The following is a 17855-nucleotide window of genomic DNA, read 5'->3' as shown; positions in this document are numbered from 1 at the left end:
GACTATAAAGTCAATTTAACCCTCTATTATCGGTGATTTACCCCCGTTGCTCTGGGCGTATCTTTGCGATATTTGCGTCAGCTTAAAAATAACCATCTGAATAATAATAAAGTGAAGGCGGGAAAGACTGCTGATTGAAAGGCAAATGGTTTCAGTATTTTTTCCGCCTGACTTAAATTTAAGTATGAATGATATGCTGCCGGAAATGAAAAAAAAGTTCAATACAATAAAAATTGAAGGCTTATTCGGGCTATTCATCCTTGTCTGTCTTTCGCTTAGCTATACGCAGCAGGTTTGTGCTACGGAAAAAACACAACCTGGTTTTTGGATTACATCCCCTGAAGAACAAGTGAACGCACCCAACACCTGGATCGCTTTCAGAAGAGATTTTACATTGGAAAAGAAACCGCAACATGCCGAAGCCATTATCGCTGCCGATACCAAGTACTGGCTTTGGATAAATGGGAAACTGGTGGTATTTGAAGGCGGACTAAAACGCGGCCCCACACCCTCCGATTCCTATTATGATAAGGTTGACCTTGCGCCGTACCTTAACAAAGGCGATAACGCCATTGCTGTTCTGGTCTGGCATTTCGGAAAAGATGGCTTCTCTCATATCAACAGCGGAAAGTCAGGACTTCTTTTCAGCATGCAATCTGGCCGCTTTAAACTAATCAGCGACAAAAAATGGGTTTGTCGTATCCATCCCGCTTATGGTACAGCAGATGGGCCCTCTCCGAACAGCCGTTTGCCGGAATCCAACATCAGGTTCGACGCGGCAAAAGATATTCCGGATTGGCAGGTCTTACCCGTAGCCAATCTTTACGGCTTTCAATCCGCAAAGGAAATCGGAAGTCCGGGTGATGCGCCTTGGAACAAGCTGATAGAACGCCCGATTCCCCTTTGGAAAGATTTCGGCATAAAGTCATTATCGTTTGAACGCCGCACCGGCTCAAAGGTAGATACCATCATTGCACGCCTGCCCTATAACATGCAGATGACTCCAATCATTTCTGCGGATGACCAATTGGGCGGAAATCTGATTGGCATCGCCACCGATCACAGCCGAAGTGGTGGAGATGTGAACCTAAGTGCTGCATACGTTACAAAGAAGGGATACCAGGAATATGAATCTTACGGCTGGCTGAATGGTGAAAAAATAATACTCACCGTGCCCGCCGGGGTCAGCATACTTTCGGTTAAATACCGTGAAACTGGTTTCAACACGGAAATAACGCAAAGCTTTCATTGCAGCGATGAATTTTATAACCGGTTCTGGAAAAAAGCGTCACGTACCTTGTATGTGAATATGCGCGATAATTATTTCGATTGTCCCGACAGGGAACGCGCCCAGTGGTGGGGAGATGTTGTATTGCTGATGGGTGAATGCTTTTATACGGCTTCCGTTTCCACGCATACCCTTATGCGCAAAGCGATCCGTGAATTGGCTGCCTGGCAGCGTCCTGAAGGTCAGCTGTTTTCCCCCATACCCGGAAACTTTAAAGGTGAATTGCCCGACCAGATGCTCACCAGTATCGGCTACTATGGTTTCTGGAACTATTATCAGAATACTGGAGACCGCAAAACGATAGAATCGGTTTATCCTGCCGTAAAAAAGTACCTCGCCTTATGGGAAACGGATGAAACAGGGCTTACGGTGCTTCGAAAAGGCGACTGGCTGTGGGGCGACTGGGGCGAAAACAAAGACATCAGGCTGATCATGGCCGGCTGGCATTACCTGGCTTTGAAAGGCGCCGCGAACATGGCCACCTTACTGGGGCACGAAGCAGATAGGATAATGTTTTCCCATACAATGGAAACAGTAAAAAAAGGATTCAACCGTTGCTGGAATGGACAGGCTTATCGCCATCCGGATTATCAGCTGGAAACCGACGACAGGGCACAGGCACTGGCGGTGATAACCGGTATCGCCGATGCTTCAAAGTATGAGCAACTGTTGAAGTTATTTCAAACCCAATGCTTCGCAAGTCCGTACATGGAAAAATATGTAATGGAAGCGTTGTTTGTTATGGGCGAGGGGAAATACGCGCTTGAAAGAACAAAGCGCCGCTTCTCGGAAATGGTGGAGCATCGTGATTATACAACGCTTTTTGAAGGATGGGGCATTGGAGAGAAGGGATATGGCGGAGGTACCACCAACCACGCCTGGAGCGGCGGGGCACAGATCGTGATAGGGGAATATCTTTTCGGAATTAAGCCACTGGAGGCGGGGTATAAAACATTTTTGGTAGAACCATGTCCGGCAACTTTTACAAGTGCCACAATAGATATCCCCACGGTAAAAGGAAACATTCATTCATCGTTTGAAAACAACGCAGGTGGTTTTGCCGTGAAATTGATTGTTCCGGCAGGAGCTACTGCTATTGTAAGCATACCTGATGGCCAGTCCGTGCTGATCAACAACAGGCCGCTCCATCAAAAAATGCTTTCGGTAAAAGAAAACCCGAAGAAGGCTGGGTTCATGGCTTTCAGGTTGCCGCCCGGCGAATATTCAATATATCGGGAAACTCCTTTATAAGGGAAATTGCTTTTAATATTGCGCGATTAAATCCGCAATGGAACGATAAAATATTGATAGCCGAAATGCCTGAAAAAAGATGCACCCTCAGCAGTAATCAGGTAAGCGGCCAGATGTGTGCTTTGTAATGATGGCAGCGGCTATAACTCAAGGCAGAATTTTAATCATATCGTTTTATTTTTATTTATTATTGTTTATCAATAATAATTTATTATTTTGCATCCATAACACCATCTTATGAGATCAAAGTATTTTTTGAAACATTGGGATGTTTTCCTGATGGTTTTTATTGGGATAACGATCATCATCGGCAGTCTGCCCAGACATTCTGAATTTTTTGTAACAGGAGAGGATGAATATTTTCTGGGTATCAGAAATGAAGAAGATGGGTGGCTTCGACCGGATTCGTTGCTTACCTATTCAGGGTTTCAATCGCTCCAACGTACTATTGAATCCAGGAAAAAACAAAAAAGGCGGATGGATGAGGGGAATATTGTAAGAGGTATGTATGTAGGCATGTGGGGGGTGGCAACCGGTTCTGCATCAGCAGATTTATTTACGAGTAAAGAGTCGGATAAGCGGTATTACTTTGCGCTGAACGATTTCGCGCTGAAGCACAACATCAGCCGGTTCAAGGTGGTGAATGGAGAAAGGCGAATTCTATACACCAATAAGATTCCCCGCAAAGACAATGTCGTGGAATACGCAAAGGTCACATCCGTTAAAGTGCCTTATATTTTCCAGGATGTAACAACCAGGGATACGCCTGTACAACAGAGAAACAGGGGGCGTATTCTTATTGAGATCAGTAAGTCGGCGCACCAGGTGCTTGGTGTGGTGATCCGGGCAGGCTGGATTATTTTTTTTGCATTCATCTACATTCTTGTGGCCCTTCCGTTAAAAATGGTCATCCGTATTTCCCAGGGGAAAGCATTTTCAGCAAGGAATGTGCGTGCGCTGCATCTTATTGCCGTAACCCTGCTGATCATGTCCTGGGGTGGTATCGTTTTGCGTTTTATCCTGCAATTTATTTTCCGGCATACGCTAACGGACGAGGTGTACGTGCCGGTTGGCGCTTTGTTGCACGATAATATCGGATTGATGATGGGCGCCATAGCAGTACTGGCCACGGCGAAAGCGTTCAAAAAAGGACTTTCTTTGCAGAAAGAACAGGAGTTCACCATATGAAGCCGATAATATGCCGATAGTAGTAAACCTGGATGTGATGCTGGCTAAAAGAAAGATGTCCCTCACTGAACTCAGTGAACGGGTAGGGATTACGTTGGCTAACCTGAGCATTTTAAAAAGCGGTAAGGCCAAGGCGATCCGTTTCTCTACCCTGGAAGAGGTATGTAAGGTGTTGGAGTGCCAGCCTGGTGATCTCTTGGAATATATGGATGACGCGGCTTACAGGAAGCTGATGCGCTAACCGGTCCCTTTTTCTATGAGGTATTTCCAGTACCGTTTGGGCATGTGCCGGATATGCAGTTGCATGTTTTTCCTTGATGGTATGTTCACGCTGGTGAAATACCTTTTCCACAATTGCTGGAAAGCGGCCTCCGTTTCATGGATGATGTGAGAAATATCTTTTCCATTGGCGGTTTCCGCTTTAAAATCAAGGGTTACATTGGTGGTTTGCTGCAGGTCATAATAAATGCCGTATTTTCTTTTTTCATCGTAAATCAGCCAGCGCTGGTCGGCATACCTGTTGGAAAAATGCGGCGCGATCAACGGGAGCACGTTGAAATCGGGGGCTATGATCGCGTAATACAACTCGTCGCTGGTGAGCTGGAAGCGTACAAATGCCTCCATGCGGTGTTTTTCCCGCTCTACTTTTTTAACGGTCTGCGTTACCTTCAATACATGTGGGTTGCCGATGTTTCTTTCGGCGCCCTTCCTGCCGGAAAGTACATACCGGATAAACGAAAGCACCAGGCTTTCCATATAAGGGATTTCAGCAAGATAGGTGAGGTACACCAAGCGTGCCGTTTGTGGTGAGATGGCCGCGAGTTTTTTCCATACCCGCTTTGCTTTTTCCCGGTTGGAAATGGCGTTGTGTTGTTGGCCGAACACGTTCGCGTTGAAGGTGGGGGCAGGATGAATGCTGGCGTCGGTAAATTTGTATTCGTAGATTTCGAAGACGGCGGTGAGCAGTCCTTCAAAGCTGCCGTCGTACACCACCTGCGTCATGTCAGAATAGTTTTAACTGGGGTGAAAAATTCGGGGCGTATTTCGATTGTTGCAGGGAAATGATCTGCTGCCGGATCTGCAGGTCGGAAAGGTCTTTCCGGAAGGATGGATCTTCGGCGATGAAATAACGCGCCCTTTCCACGGCTACGCCTATTTTCCGGAGCAAATCAAGACTTATCTTCCCGAAGCGCCTTGCGGCCACGATCCTGTGGGCGCTTTGTATACCGATGCCCGGGACGCGGATGATCTGTTCCAGGTCCGCTGTTTGAAGGTGTACCGGGAAGAGGTGCATGTTCCGGAGTGCCCAGCTCAGTTTGGGGTCTATCTCCATGTCCAGCAGCGGGTGTTCCGGCGGTACGATTTCCTGCGGCTGAAAACCGTAGAACCGCAGCAGCCAGTCTGCCTGGTACAACCTGTTTTCCCGCAGCATAGGAACCGGGGTGCCGGGCGCGGGAAGTCTGTTGTCGGTGCTCACCGGTATATAGCCTGAATAGTACACTCTCTTTAAAGAATAGGAACGGTAGAAATGTGCCGCGATGTGGAGGATTTGCCGGTCCGTCTCCGGACTGGCGCCTATCACCATTTGGGTGCTTTGTCCTGCCGGTGCGAAAGCGGGTGTATGGGTGAATTTTCGTTTTTCCTCCCTCTGGCGTACAATTTCCTTACTGAGGTATTGCATCGGCGTAAGCACGTCTTCCTGGTTTTTATCGGGCGCCAGCAGCTTCAGACTTTCTTTCGTAGGCATCTCCACGTTCACGCTGAGCCTGTCGGCGTACAGTCCGGCTGCTTTCATCAGTTCTTCGCTGGCCCCGGGTATGGCTTTCAGGTGAATATACCCGTTGAAGCGGTGTTCCGTCCGTAGTTTGCGGGCGATCATTACCAACCGTTCCATAGTATAATCCGCGTTTTTAAAAATGCCGGAACTCAGGAACAGGCCTTCAATATAATTCCGGCGGTAAAATCCGATGGTGAGTTCGACCACCTCGTCTACCGTAAACGCGGCTCTTTTCACATCATTGCTTTTCCGGCTCACACAATAGGCGCAATCGAAAATACAGTGGTTGGTCAGCAGTATCTTCAGCAGCGAAACACAACGGCCATCTTCGGTGTAAGCATGACAAATACCCATCCCGGTGGTGTTGCCAATGCTTTTTCCGGCATTGCCCCGCTTGCTGCCGCTCGAAGAACAGGACACGTCATACTTGGCTGCATCAGCCAGAATTTCCAGTTTCTCAAGTGTTCTTTCCCTCATGATTTCAAAGCTAATAAATAAAATTCAAATTGCTAAAAAATTTAGTATTTTTGATTTGTCGCGGAATGATTCTGCAAAATGTTCAACATCAAAAAACAAACTTCATGAAGATTCCAGCCCAGTATTTACCAGTAATGCCTTATCTCATCCTTCAGGATGCCCAGGCTTTTGCGCGGTTTATGCGTCATGTATTTAAAGCGGAGGAACAACTGATTGTTCCCGGTGAACGAGGGATTATGCATGGAGAATTGAAGGTAGGAGATGCGGTGATCATGTTTGCCAACGCTACGGAATTGTGGAAACCATTTCCAGGTTCAGTTTTTATTTATGTGGAAGCGGTGGAAGGTATTTTCGAAAGAGCCTTTGCGGAAGGGTGTAAACAGTTACAGGAGCTGGCGCAACGGGAATACGGCTATGGTGGTGGATTTGAGGACCCGTTCGGCAACCAGTGGTGGGTAAACACGTATACGGGAGAATAAGCAAATGTGCGGTGATTTTATGTCGGATGATTCTTATTGAGATTTTTCCGAAGTTATAGCGCTTCATGTATTGCATAGCGCAATAGAGCGTAGTGTACTATAGTTATCCCAATCCTGCCCTGTTTGGGTTGTAGGTTTATTGAAATAAAAATATTTCCATAAAGAAATTCCCTACATTTGTATAAGTACTTATATAATTATGTTGTACCAGCAATTAGGATTTCTTGCCTTCGGAAGCCGGCTGCGCCGTTTGAGTGAAGGATTTCTCGCAGAGATTAACGCCACTTACCGCGCGTTGAACATTCCATTTGACGCTTCGTGGTTCCCTGTGTTTTACCTGCTCGATCAGGAAGGACAGGTTTCTATACGTGATATCTCGGATAAAGCGGGTGTGTCACATTCCGCCGTAAGTCAATTGGTATCGCTCCTGCAGGAGAGGGGATTGGTGGAAAGCGTGGTATCTGAAGTGGATGCCCGCAAAAAGGTACTTTCTTTTACGGCGGAGGGTAAGAAGTTGTTGAAGCGGGTAAAACCTGTTTGGACAGCGTTACAGGCATCTTTGGAGGATTTATCGCAGGAAAATGTTGCGCTGAAGCAGCTATTAAAAACGGTGCTTCAATTGGAAAAAGCGCTGGAAACAAAACCGCTTTCCGCCAGGATCATTCAACAAATTCAATCATAACAACCACCGCGCTTTATTCACCTGGAAGAAAGCGAGGCTACATTGCAGCATATGGAAAACACTTTTTTATACGGAACGGAGCAGCTTACGGTGGAAAAGGCCATCGCAATTTCCAATGGTACATTGAAGGGAATCATTGCGCCGCAGGCGCGGGAAGCCATTCTTAAAAGTCAGCGGGATGTGCAGGAGATTGTTGCTTCAGGGAAAACGGTGTATGGTGTGAATACCGGCTTTGGCATCCTGGCCGATACGCCCATTTCGGAAGAAGATACGCGCACCCTGCAGTATAAAATATTACAAAGTCATTCGGTAGGGGTGGGACAACCGGTTCCGGTACAGATCGCCCGGCTCATGCTCATCACTAAAGTGCATGCGCTGGCGAAGGGAGTTTCCGGTGTGCAATTGACCACATTGGAAAGATTGTGCGCGCACATTGATGAAGAAGTTACGCCCGTGGTGCCGGAACAGGGCTCGGTAGGCGCCTCCGGTGACCTTGCGCCACTCGCGCATCTTTGTTTGCCCTTGATAGGATTGGGAGAAGTCTGGTACAAAGGAGCGCGGCAACCCGCTGCCAAAGTGATGCAGGTATTACAGTGGGAACCCGTGGTACTCGGGCCGAAGGAAGGACTTGCGCTGATCAATGGCACGCAATTTATTTTGTCCTATGCCACACTCGCCGTCGCACGTTTGTTCAACTGCCTGGAAGCGGCTGATATTATCGGCGCCATGAGTCTGGAAGCGCTTACCGGTACCCAGGCCCCTTTTGATGAGCGGCTCCACGAGCTCAGGCCTTTTGAAGGCAATATACTGGTCGCGCAACGGCTCCGGAAACTGCTGGCGGGTAGCGAGATCATGCAAAGTCACATCGATTGCGGGCGCGTCCAGGATCCGTATTCACTCCGCTGTATGCCGCAGGTGCATGGCGCCACACGTAACGCCTGGATCCACCTGAAAACACTTACGGAAATAGAACTCAATTCGGTTACCGACAACCCCGTTATCTTCAGCGCCGGTGATACCATTTCGGGCGGGAACTTCCATGGTCAGCCGATGGCGCTGCCACTGGATTATGCCTGCTTCGCCGCCGCTGAACTGGGGAATATATCCGATCGCCGTTGTTATCTTTTGCTGGAAGGAAAATGGGGACTCCCTATGTTGCTGATGAAAAATGTGGGATTAAACAGTGGTTTCATGATCCCACAGTACACCACGGCAGCACTGGTTACAGAAAATAAAACATTGTGTTTCCCCGCCAGCGCCGATAGTATTCCCACTTCCCTAGGTCAGGAAGATCATGTGAGCATGGGCAGTATCTCCGGTAGGAAACTCAACCGCGTGATCGATAACCTTGAGCAGATATTGGCCATAGAGTTGCTCTCGGCCTGTCAGGCCATTGAATTCAGAAGGCCACTACGTTCCAGTGCCCTGCTTGAATTCGCGCATGACCATGTACGGCATTATGTGGGCTTCGCCGAAGAGGACCGCATTTTCGCTGATGATATCCGGGAGATACACGCCATGATAGCCAATGAGCGTTTTGTTAAAGAGGTGAATGGTTTCGCACGGGAGAAGGGGATTGATTTGTGAGTGAGTTTCACGCAACTGCTTCGTTCCTCGCAGGAGCAAGGACGCAAGGGGCGGTTGTGGTGCAGCTCGCTGAGAGGTGTTTTCTCGCAACGACTTCTTGCCCTACAGACGTAAGGAGTGGTTGAGACTGTAGCTTGCTGAGGCGTTATTTCTCGCAACGACACGGCGACGCAACGTTAGCGTACTATATAATTTCTGGTTGATTTATTTGAAAGGAAGGGGCCGGATGCTTCCTGATTGAAAAGATTCAGGGAGAATTTAGCGTGAAGTGTAAAGAATTAAATAAGTTCTTCCAAAGAAAATCAACCATTCCTCAATAAGCAGCCCGTTGCGTCGCCGCGTCGCCGCGTGAAACAAAAAAATATCCCAAAATGAACCATTCCAAACACAAACAACGTTGCGAGGCACGAAGCAATGCGTCCTTGCTCCTGCGAAGTACGAAGCAGTGCGCTGCGCAGTGCGAAGCACAAAGCAATGGCGTGAAAAAATAAATAACATTAGAATCACATCCCGCACCACCACAAAAAAACTACCATGAACAACACCACCCTCCGCTGCAAAGACTGGCTCCAGGAAGCCGCCCTCCGAATGCTCGAAAATAACCTCCACCCAGATGTGGCCGAACGTCCCGAAGACCTTGTAGTGTACGGCGGAAGGGGCAAAGCCGCCCGGAACCATCAGGCGCTGGAGGCCATCAAAAAAGCGCTCATCACCCTTGAAAACGATGAAACCCTGCTTGTGCAAAGCGGTAAGCCCGTAGCCATTATGCCCACGCATGAAGATGCGCCACGCGTACTCATCTCCAATTCACAACTCGTGCCCAACTGGGCCAATTGGGAGCATTTTGATGAACTCGAAAAAAAAGGCCTGATGATGTATGGTCAGATGACCGCCGGTTCCTGGATATATATCGGCTCCCAGGGCATCGTACAGGGTACGTTCGAAACTTTTGCCGCGGTTGCTGATAAACATTTTGAAGGAACCCTGAAAGGTAAACTCTGCGTTACCGCAGGACTTGGTGGTATGGGCGGCGCCCAGACACTGGCCGTAACCATGAACAACGGCGTATGTCTAGCCGCTGAAGTGGAACGTTGGCGCATTGAAAAAAGACTGGAAACCCGGTATTGTGATGTAATGATCGAAGATATAGATGCCGCCATCGATCGTGCTTTGGAAGCGAAGAGCACAGGCGAAGCGCTTTCAATCGGCGTGTTGTGCAATGCCGTGGATCTCCTGCGCAGGCTGCGCGAAAGAAATATTGTTCCGGATGTGCTTACTGACCAAACATCGGCGCATGATCCGTTGGTGGGCTATATTCCGCATGGGATGAGCCTGGAAGAGGCGAACAGGTTGCGGTCTGATAATAAAACGGCTTACCTGGAAGCGGCTTACATCAGCATGAAAGAACATGTTGAACTGATGCTGGCGCTGCAAGATGAAGGTGCCATTACTTTTGATTACGGCAACAATCTCCGGGCCCGCGCATATGAAAAAGGCTTGAAGAACGCTTTCGGCTTCCCTGGTTTCGTTCCCGCATACATAAGGCCGTTATTCTGTGAAGGCAAGGGGCCGTTCCGCTGGGCGGCATTGAGTGGTGATCCCGAAGATATTGCCGTTACCGATAAAGTAATTGCGGAACTCTTTCCACAAAATGAATCGTTGCAACGTTGGCTGAAACTGGCCAGGGAAAAAATTGCTTTCCAGGGATTGCCCGCCCGTATCTGCTGGCTGGGACAAGGAGAGCGGGAAAAAGCGGGCCTTGCATTCAACGAACTGGTACGTTCAGGGAAAGTAAAGGCGCCCATCGTGATCGGAAGGGATCACCTGGATACCGGATCTGTCGCTTCGCCCAACCGGGAAACGGAGGCCATGAAAGATGGTTCTGATGCCGTGGCGGACTGGCCTATCCTCAATGCGCTCGTAAATACCGCTGGCGGCGCTTCCTGGGTGAGCCTCCACCATGGCGGCGGCGTGGGTATGGGATACAGCATACATGCGGGAATGGTGATTGTTGCCGATGGTACCGATGCCGCTGAAAAAAGATTGTCGAGGGTGTTAAGGAATGATCCGGCCATGGGGGTGATCAGGCATTTCGATGCAGGGTATGAACTGGCCGGGCAAACGGCAAAGGCCCATAAACTTGATCTGGAAAGCCGTTTTTAATGTTCTTTTAATCTGAGTTTCACCATGTTTTAATCTGCTCCGGGCATATTTGACGCATTCCCGAACAGGGTATGGAAATTGCCATACCCTTTTTATCACCTCATCAATTACCCTATACTATGAGCAGATTGATCATAATTTCAAACAGGCTTCCTTATTCCCTTGAAAAAGAAGGAGATAAGGTGGGGCTGAGGCAAAGTTCCGGTGGATTGGTATCGGCTATTAAGAGTTATATTGAACAAGGGCAGGAGGGATGTGAATTCTCCGAAAAAATCTGGGCCGGCGTGGCCGACTTCTCTCCGGAAGAATGGGAGGAAATCAGGAAAAACGAGGATACCCAGGACTTTTCTATTTTACCATTGTTCACCGATGAGCAATTGTACAGCGATTATTACAATGGGTTTTCCAACTCTGTACTCTGGCCACTGTTCCACTATTTCCCTTCCTTGGCGGTTTATAAGAGAGAATATTTCGATGCCTATGTAAAAGTGAACCGCCAGTTCGCCGATGCATTGATACCCATGTTACAACCCGGCGACGTGATCTGGGTGCACGATTACCAACTGATGCTGCTGCCGCAAATGCTGCGTCTCGAAATACCGGATGCGACCATTGGTTTCTTCCTGCATATCCCATTCCCATCCTACGAATTGTTGCGTCTGTTGCCTTCGGAATGGAAGGATTCGTTGCTGAAAGGCTTGCTGGGTGCCGACCTTGTTGGTTTCCATACTTTCGATTATGTGCAGCATTTTATTCATTCGGTAAAAATGCTTCTGCGCATTGACAACAATTACAATACACTCACTTATCAGCACCGGCTCGTAAAAGCGGACCTCTTCCCGATAGGTATCGACTTCAATAAATTTCACGATGCCACCAATAACCACGAAGTATTGGAGATCAGAAATGGCATTAAAAAGAATTTCTACGAAAAGAAAATCATTTTCTCCGTAGACCGCCTCGATTACACGAAGGGCTTGATGTACCGTTTGCAGGGCTTTGAAAAGTTCCTTGAAATGTTCCCGGAATGGAGAGAAAACGTTGTTTTTATATTGAATGTAGTTCCGTCCCGCGATAGCATAGAAACTTACAATGAAATGAAGCGCCGCATTGAAGAGAAGGTAAGTACCATCAACGGTATTTATTCCAACCTCAGCTGGCAGCCCGTTATTTACCGGTACAATCACTTGCCGTTCGACGACCTCTGCGCCTTGTACCAGGCCGCCGACGTGGCGCTGATTACGCCGCTCCGCGACGGGATGAACCTGGTGGCGAAGGAGTTTGTAGCCAGTTGCAACGCGCACCGGGGGGTATTGGTATTGAGTGAACTGGCCGGTGCCGCAAGCGAACTGAGCGAAGCGCTGCATGTGAACCCTACAGATGTGGAAGATGTGGCCGCCACCATCAACCGGGCGCTTACCATGCCGGTTGCCGAACAGCGCAACCGCATCCTGCTGATGCAGAAAAGACTGATCGATTACAATGTAACAAGATGGGTAAACGATTTTATGGATCAACTCAAAGCGGTGAAAAAAGAACAGAACAAGATCGGCGTAAAACTATTGGACGACCGCATAACAGGTATGCTTAAACAACGTTATGCCAGCGCGCAGAAAAGAGCCATTCTCCTCGACTATGATGGAACACTGGCGCCATTCACGAAACTTCCGGGTGATGCGCGTCCTGAATCGGGCGTAATCACCTTACTCAAACGCCTGGCCGAGGATGAGAAGAATGAAGTGGCGATCATCAGCGGAAGAGACGCGGCAACCCTCGACCAGTGGCTCGGTCACCTGCCCATTACCCTCGTGGCTGAACACGGCGCGCAAATCAGGAAGAAAGGCGCGGACTGGGTTTCCACTACCAGTATTCCCGATGCCTGGAAGGAGGAAATCAGGCCTTTGCTCCAGGTTTTTGTTACACGATGCGCAGGGTCGTTTATTGAAGAAAAGAAGAACACCCTTGCCTGGCACTACCGCAATACCATGCCTGAATTCGGTTTTACGCGTTCCAGGGAGTTGATCAATTCCATTTCCCAGCTCGCGCAGAATACGCCGATACAGGTGATAGACGGTAATAAAGTAGTGGAGATAAGGCTTACAGGCGTGGATAAGGGTATTACTGCTTTGAACCTCGTTGAAGCCAGTCGCCCCGATTTTATTCTTTGCATGGGCGACGATACCACGGATGAAGATATGTTCAAAGTGCTGGAGCACCGTGGTTTTACCATTAAGATCGGGAACGGCAACACCGCCGCCCAGTACAATATTATCTCGCAGGAAAGGGTACTTCCTTTCCTCCATTCAGTAACTACTCAACAAAATAAACCAGAATATGCCGGTGCATAAATACAATATGGGCGTGGTGGGCAACTGTTCCTACCTGGCCTACGTGGACACAACCGCCAATGTGAAATGGATGTGTATGCCGCGCTTCGACAGCAGTTTTCTCTTCGGATCATTACTCGACGAAGAAAAAGGAGGTGATTTCTATATTCGTCCGGCAGCCGAGATCTATGAATCAAAGCAATATTATCTTCCAAACACCAATGTTTTATGTACTGAATTTCTTTCCGCTGAAGGAAGTTTCCGGGTCATCGACTGCGCGCCGCGCATGATGGTGCACGAAAGGCAGTTCAAACCCCTGATGCTGGTGCGTAAGATTGAAGTGCTGAATGGTGATCCCGCCATAAAAGTGCGGTGTCAGCCACGCGGGGAATATGGTGAACTTGTTCCGGAGACGGTGATGGGCAGCAACCACATCAGGTTCCTCAATTTCGAAAAGCAGGTGCGCATTACCACCGATATCCCGCTTACTTATGTGCAGGATGAAAAGCCTTTCGTCCTCGACCAGAACCGGTACATCGTGCTAACCTACGGGGCTCCGCTGGAAGCGCCTTTGCAGGAAACCTCGGAAGAATTCATCCGGAAAACAGTCGACTACTGGCAAACCTGGGTCAAAAGTTCTTACATCCCCACAATTTACCAGGATCAGATCATTCGTTCCTCACTGGTATTGAAACTGCACCAGTATGAAGATACCGGCGGCATTATCGCTTCCGGAACTACGAGTCTGCCCGAGTTTCACGACAGTACACGCAACTGGGATTACCGTTTCTGCTGGTTCCGCGACGCGTACTACACCCTGAAAGCATTCAACCAGATCGGTCACTTTGAAGAACTGGAAAAATATTTCGATTTCATTCAGAACATCATCTACAACGCGGAAGACTCCCTCCAGCCATTGTATTCCATTACCGGCGAAAAGGACCTCGTGGAACTGGAACTGGACCTGCATGGGTACATGGGGAACAAGCCAGTGCGCATCGGCAACAAAGCCTATATACAGACCCAACACGATGTATACGGGCAGGTATTGGTGAACCTGCTGCCGCTTTACACAGACAAGCGATTGACTTTCTCCAAGAAAAGCAGTTACCTCAAAATCGTTCCCTGGCTCCTCAACCAGATTGAACGCACCATGACGTTGCCGGATTCCGGCTTATGGGAATTCAGGAACCAGACTCAGGTACATTCGTATACGTTGCTCTTTCATTGGGCGGGTGCGAAAGCCGCTTATAAAATCGGCGAAGCCTTCTCCGATATGGCGCTGATGCAGAAGGCGGGTAAACTGGCCGAGGAAGCCGATGCATTGCTGAAATCCTGTTACGATGTGGATCGGAAAGTATATACCCAGGCGATGCATACCTCTAACCTTGATGCGAGTACGCTGGCGATGGTGACCATGAACTACCTCGATCACAACAAAGAAGCCGCCAAACTCCATATTGAGGCTTTGGAGAAAGAGTTGCTCGCTGAACACGGTCTTTTTTACCGTTATAAGCACTATGACGATTTTGGTTTTCCGGAAAGCACCTTCCTGGTATGCGCCTTCTGGTATGTGGATGCGCTGGCTTGTGTGGGCAGGATCGATGATGCGCGTAGGAACCTGGAGCAGTTGTTTAAATTCTCTAACCACCTCGGCATTTACAGTGAAGATGTTTCTACTGATGGCTCCCAATGGGGGAACTTCCCGCAAACGTATAGTCATGTGGGATTGATCAACGCTGCGTTTCGGATCGCGAAGAAACTGGATATGCCGGAGTTTATGTAGAATAATATATATTGAATGTAAAATATTGGTAGTCAAATTTTAGACATGCAATGCTTTACATTTTTTTGTGAACCAGCTTAAAGTTTTTCTGTCAGAACTTCGGGCAATTCAGTCTGTTTCTTCGAATAAAATTGTAATATAGGCCGATGGTATGGGAGAAGTAAAAATCACCTTCCGTAGGGTGTCCCGAATAACTGAACCCATCCAGGTAATCCGTGGAGCTGATCCGGTAAGTGGTTTCCACGCCAATGGATAGTCGTTCTGAAAACCGGTATTTCAGTCCCGCGCTCACCGGTAAACTGATCAATCCTTTTGGTGGTGAGGTAACGGTGTCGACGGCCAGGCCGGTCATTAATGCCGATTCGGGAGAAAAATATTCTGAATTGAGTGCGCTCCAGTCTCTGTGCACCTTCATAAAAGAATAACCGATTCCGGCTGCGAGGTAAGGGGATAATTTGCCTGAAGTACTATTGTGGTTATTGCCCAGCACATCCCAAACCAATGCGGCCGATACTTCAGTGATCTTGTTGGTGAACTGAAAGTTTCGCCATCTTCTCCATTCGGGATCGGCATAGCGTGCTTCGTTCCCGTGTAAATTACCCCTGAGCAAACTTATTTTCACTGAGAAGGAACGGGTTAAAAGACGGGCCACTGAAATTCCCGCTACGGGTTTCATGGTTTTGTAGGAACCGATTTTGTCGGGTGTAAGGTCGCCCTGGTAAATAAATGTTCCAGCGTGAATCCCGAGTTCATATTTCCAGGGATCAATCTGGGCGGAAGTTTCATTGCAACAAATTAAAACGAGCGCTGTAGCCGGTAGTGCCTTCAATAGTAGTTTATTCATGCCTGTGGTTTTTCCAGCGTAGAACTCTTTACATGCGCAACGTTTTCTTTTATAAAGAAAGGGGGAAACTATTATTGTGGAGACGGTATTTAAACGCCGTACTTAGTGGTGAAAAGACTGTATTTGGAAGAGATTAACAAGGGCATGGGAGACCGTTTTGGTGTATGATGAAAAAATGCAACCGAGCTGGATGGGAGATACAATTCCTTCAAAAAAGGAAAGGCCAAAGTGATAAGTGCGGGATAGCATAAAACGTATCCAGAAAATGCTGAAATGTTAATTTTCGTTAAAACCCGTGTTTAAACTTCAATTCATCGGCGCATTTCCCGGTTCTGTCCATAAACGTTTTCATTCGATTTTCTCACTTGGTAATTTCAGTGAAACAAAACCGGGTAGTATGAATATGATTCAATCCAACGTAGCTGGCGCGCCACTGTTTCTCCGGGTGAATTACAGTCTGGTGAAAATTGATCCGGCGGATATTCTCTACATTGAATGCGCCGATAACTACATGAAATTGCATTTGAAGGAAGGTCGCCCCCTGTTGGTGCGCATCACCCTGAAAGCGTTGATGACAATGCTTCCTGAAGGTTTTATGCGCATCCACCGTTCTTATGTGGTGGCACTTAATCAGATCAGCGCCATCAGGAACAGGTCTTTAAAGATCGGGACAAGCGAGTTGCCACTTGGTGTGAGTTATGAAGAGCCCTTCATGCGCAGAATAAAAAACAGTCCTACCTTTGGACATGCTCATTACTAACCTCGGTATGCTCGTTAATACAGGGCACCACCAACATCCCCTTCGCGGAGCCGCCATGAAAGCTATGGCATGTATCCCCAATGCATGGGTTCGGGTACATGAGGGCCGCATATTGGGTTTCGGCGCCATGGATACAATTGATACTTCGAACACCGATGAAGAAGTCTGGGACGCGCAGGGCGAATGGTGTTTTCCCTCCTGGTGCGATAGCCATACCCATCTTGTGTTCGCGGCCAGCAGGGAAGAGGAGTTTGTGATGAAGATAGGAGGGAAGTCATATGCGGAGATCGCTGCCGCGGGTGGGGGCATATTAAATTCAGCGCGGAAACTCCGGGCGATGCCGGAAGAGGAACTTTACGAGGTAGCCGCGCAACGTTTGAAAGAATTGTTGTTGCTGGGAACGGGTGCCATCGAAATAAAAAGCGGATACGGTTTAACAACGGATTCGGAACTGAAGATGTTGCGCGTGGTGAAACGGCTGAAACAGAATATTCCTATTCCCGTTAAAGCCACCTTTTTAGGGGCGCACGCGCTTCCTGAAATGTTCAAAGAGGATAAAGAAGGCTACCTTAAACTGATAGAAGAAGAAATGCTTCCGGCCATAGCTAACGAAGGATTGGCGGATTATATAGATGTTTTTTGCGAAAAGGGTTTCTTTTCAAACGAAGAAACGGCGCGGCTCATCAAAAAAGGAGCGGCGTTCGGCCTGAAAGCGCGCATTCATGCGAACCAGCTTTCCGCCTCCGGGGCCGTAGAAACCGCGGTGGCAAATGGCGCCGTGAGCGTGGACCATTTGGAAGTGATGGATAGAGCAGCCATCAACGCGCTGGCCGCTTCAACTACAATCGGCACCTTACTTCCCACGGCCGCGTATTTCCTGCGGATGGATTTTCAGCCCGCAAGAACATTATTGGACGCGGGTTGCGCCATTGCCCTCGCCTCTGATTTCAATCCCGGTTCCTCTCCTTCCGGAAATATGAATACGGTGGTTTCCATGTCGTGCATACAAATGAAAATGTTTCCGGAAGAAGCGTTGCATGCCGCCACTACGAATGCGGCGTTCGCCATGGAACTGGAAAACGAAGTGGGTTCCATCGCGGAAGGAAAGCTGGCGAATTTTTTCTTCACCAAACCGCTTTCATCGCTGGCCTACCTCCCTTACGCCTTCGGTTCCAACCTGATCTCCCGTGTAATGTTGAATGGAAAATGGTATTCCCCGCTCGCTATTTCAGGGGAATAGCTTACA

The 17855-nt window shown here is 48.4% G+C and carries 14 protein-coding genes; 11 read left to right on the top strand and 3 right to left on the bottom strand.

Annotation, left to right across the window (positions count from 1 at the left end; genetic code table 11):
* Positions 1-184: 184 nt before the first annotated feature.
* The 3 genes from M4J38_RS09080 (at position 185) to M4J38_RS09070 (ending at position 3968) form a co-directional block, all read left to right on the top strand.
* Positions 185-2539 (top strand): alpha-L-rhamnosidase C-terminal domain-containing protein, encoded by a 2355-nt coding sequence (locus M4J38_RS09080; RefSeq protein WP_251759239.1) that lies wholly within the window; start codon positions 185-187, stop codon positions 2537-2539.
* 237 nt (positions 2540-2776) lie between these two features.
* Positions 2777-3727 carry a DUF2975 domain-containing protein gene (locus tag M4J38_RS09075; RefSeq protein WP_251759238.1) on the top strand — a complete coding sequence of 317 codons (951 nt, stop codon included), beginning with the start codon at positions 2777-2779 and terminating at the stop codon, positions 3725-3727.
* Between the two features lie 10 nt (positions 3728-3737).
* Positions 3738-3968, top strand: a complete 231-nt coding sequence (locus M4J38_RS09070; protein WP_251759237.1) for a helix-turn-helix transcriptional regulator — start codon at positions 3738-3740, stop codon at positions 3966-3968.
* On the opposite strand, the gene M4J38_RS09065 is transcribed toward M4J38_RS09070, so the two are convergent.
* Together M4J38_RS09065 and M4J38_RS09060 are read right to left on the bottom strand one after the other, a co-directional pair.
* Entirely contained in the window at positions 3965-4729 is a 765-nt protein-coding gene (locus M4J38_RS09065; RefSeq protein ID WP_251759236.1) for a TIGR03915 family putative DNA repair protein, read from the bottom strand. The genes M4J38_RS09070 and M4J38_RS09065 overlap by 4 nt on opposite strands.
* A gap of 1 nt (position 4730) precedes the next feature.
* Entirely contained in the window at positions 4731-5981 is a 1251-nt protein-coding gene (locus M4J38_RS09060; protein ID WP_251759235.1) for a putative DNA modification/repair radical SAM protein, read from the bottom strand.
* A 104-nt stretch (positions 5982-6085) separates the two neighbouring features.
* On the opposite strand from M4J38_RS09060, the gene M4J38_RS09055 reads away from it, so the two are divergent.
* The 6 genes from M4J38_RS09055 (at position 6086) to M4J38_RS09030 (ending at position 15005) form a co-directional block, all read left to right on the top strand.
* Positions 6086-6460 (top strand): glyoxalase/bleomycin resistance/extradiol dioxygenase family protein, encoded by a 375-nt coding sequence (locus tag M4J38_RS09055; protein WP_251759234.1) that lies wholly within the window; start codon positions 6086-6088, stop codon positions 6458-6460.
* Between the two features lie 199 nt (positions 6461-6659).
* On the top strand, positions 6660-7142 hold the full coding sequence (locus tag M4J38_RS09050) for a MarR family winged helix-turn-helix transcriptional regulator (RefSeq protein ID WP_251759233.1): 483 nt from the start codon (positions 6660-6662) through the stop codon (positions 7140-7142).
* Between the two features lie 51 nt (positions 7143-7193).
* Positions 7194-8729, top strand: coding sequence for a histidine ammonia-lyase (hutH, locus tag M4J38_RS09045; RefSeq protein ID WP_251759232.1), 1536 nt, complete (start codon positions 7194-7196; stop codon positions 8727-8729).
* A 534-nt stretch (positions 8730-9263) separates the two neighbouring features.
* A complete protein-coding gene (hutU, locus tag M4J38_RS09040) occupies positions 9264-10892 on the top strand; it encodes a urocanate hydratase (RefSeq protein ID WP_251759231.1) in 1629 nt (542 codons plus the stop codon).
* A gap of 119 nt (positions 10893-11011) precedes the next feature.
* The gene (locus M4J38_RS09035) at positions 11012-13240 is read left to right on the top strand and encodes a bifunctional alpha,alpha-trehalose-phosphate synthase (UDP-forming)/trehalose-phosphatase (protein WP_251759230.1); all 2229 of its coding nucleotides are present in this window, start codon (positions 11012-11014) and stop codon (positions 13238-13240) included.
* The gene (locus tag M4J38_RS09030) at positions 13227-15005 is read left to right on the top strand and encodes a glycoside hydrolase family 15 protein (protein ID WP_251759229.1); all 1779 of its coding nucleotides are present in this window, start codon (positions 13227-13229) and stop codon (positions 15003-15005) included. Before M4J38_RS09035 ends, M4J38_RS09030 begins: the two co-directional genes overlap by 14 nt.
* A gap of 91 nt (positions 15006-15096) precedes the next feature.
* Here M4J38_RS09030 and M4J38_RS09025 read toward each other — a convergent pair whose 3' ends face one another.
* On the bottom strand, positions 15097-15849 hold the full coding sequence (locus tag M4J38_RS09025) for a DUF6089 family protein (RefSeq protein ID WP_251759228.1): 753 nt from the start codon (positions 15847-15849) through the stop codon (positions 15097-15099).
* A gap of 397 nt (positions 15850-16246) precedes the next feature.
* Here M4J38_RS09025 and M4J38_RS09020 point away from each other — a divergent pair, with 397 nt between their 5' ends.
* Both M4J38_RS09020 and hutI read left to right on the top strand, forming a co-directional pair.
* A complete protein-coding gene (locus M4J38_RS09020) occupies positions 16247-16609 on the top strand; it encodes a LytTR family DNA-binding domain-containing protein (RefSeq protein WP_251759227.1) in 363 nt (120 codons plus the stop codon).
* On the top strand, positions 16596-17849 hold the full coding sequence (hutI, locus tag M4J38_RS09015) for an imidazolonepropionase (RefSeq protein WP_251759226.1): 1254 nt from the start codon (positions 16596-16598) through the stop codon (positions 17847-17849). The genes M4J38_RS09020 and hutI overlap by 14 nt, the downstream gene beginning before the upstream one ends.
* Positions 17850-17855 lie beyond the last annotated feature (6 nt).

The sequence above is a fragment of the Parasegetibacter sp. NRK P23 genome, assembly GCF_023721715.1.
Classification (GTDB): domain Bacteria; phylum Bacteroidota; class Bacteroidia; order Chitinophagales; family Chitinophagaceae; genus Parasegetibacter.
Note: the sequence above shows the minus strand (reverse complement) of the source record. Positions and strands in the feature narration are given on the sequence as shown.

Bases quoted from the DNA above. Each gene is read 5' to 3' on its own strand.
- M4J38_RS09080 (WP_251759239.1), top strand. From the start codon at position 185: ATGAATGATATGCTGCCGGAAATGAAAAAAAAGTTCAATACAATAAAA.
- M4J38_RS09075 (WP_251759238.1), top strand. From the start codon at position 2,777: ATGAGATCAAAGTATTTTTTGAAACATTGGGATGTTTTCCTGATGGTT.
- M4J38_RS09070 (WP_251759237.1), top strand. From the start codon at position 3,738: ATGCCGATAGTAGTAAACCTGGATGTGATGCTGGCTAAAAGAAAGATG.
- M4J38_RS09065 (WP_251759236.1), bottom strand. From the start codon at position 4,729: ATGACGCAGGTGGTGTACGACGGCAGCTTTGAAGGACTGCTCACCGCC.
- M4J38_RS09060 (WP_251759235.1), bottom strand. From the start codon at position 5,981: ATGAGGGAAAGAACACTTGAGAAACTGGAAATTCTGGCTGATGCAGCC.
- M4J38_RS09055 (WP_251759234.1), top strand. From the start codon at position 6,086: ATGAAGATTCCAGCCCAGTATTTACCAGTAATGCCTTATCTCATCCTT.
- M4J38_RS09050 (WP_251759233.1), top strand. From the start codon at position 6,660: ATGTTGTACCAGCAATTAGGATTTCTTGCCTTCGGAAGCCGGCTGCGC.
- hutH (WP_251759232.1), top strand. From the start codon at position 7,194: ATGGAAAACACTTTTTTATACGGAACGGAGCAGCTTACGGTGGAAAAG.
- hutU (WP_251759231.1), top strand. From the start codon at position 9,264: ATGAACAACACCACCCTCCGCTGCAAAGACTGGCTCCAGGAAGCCGCC.
- M4J38_RS09035 (WP_251759230.1), top strand. From the start codon at position 11,012: ATGAGCAGATTGATCATAATTTCAAACAGGCTTCCTTATTCCCTTGAA.
- M4J38_RS09030 (WP_251759229.1), top strand. From the start codon at position 13,227: ATGCCGGTGCATAAATACAATATGGGCGTGGTGGGCAACTGTTCCTAC.
- M4J38_RS09025 (WP_251759228.1), bottom strand. From the start codon at position 15,849: ATGAATAAACTACTATTGAAGGCACTACCGGCTACAGCGCTCGTTTTA.
- M4J38_RS09020 (WP_251759227.1), top strand. From the start codon at position 16,247: ATGAATATGATTCAATCCAACGTAGCTGGCGCGCCACTGTTTCTCCGG.
- hutI (WP_251759226.1), top strand. From the start codon at position 16,596: ATGCTCATTACTAACCTCGGTATGCTCGTTAATACAGGGCACCACCAA.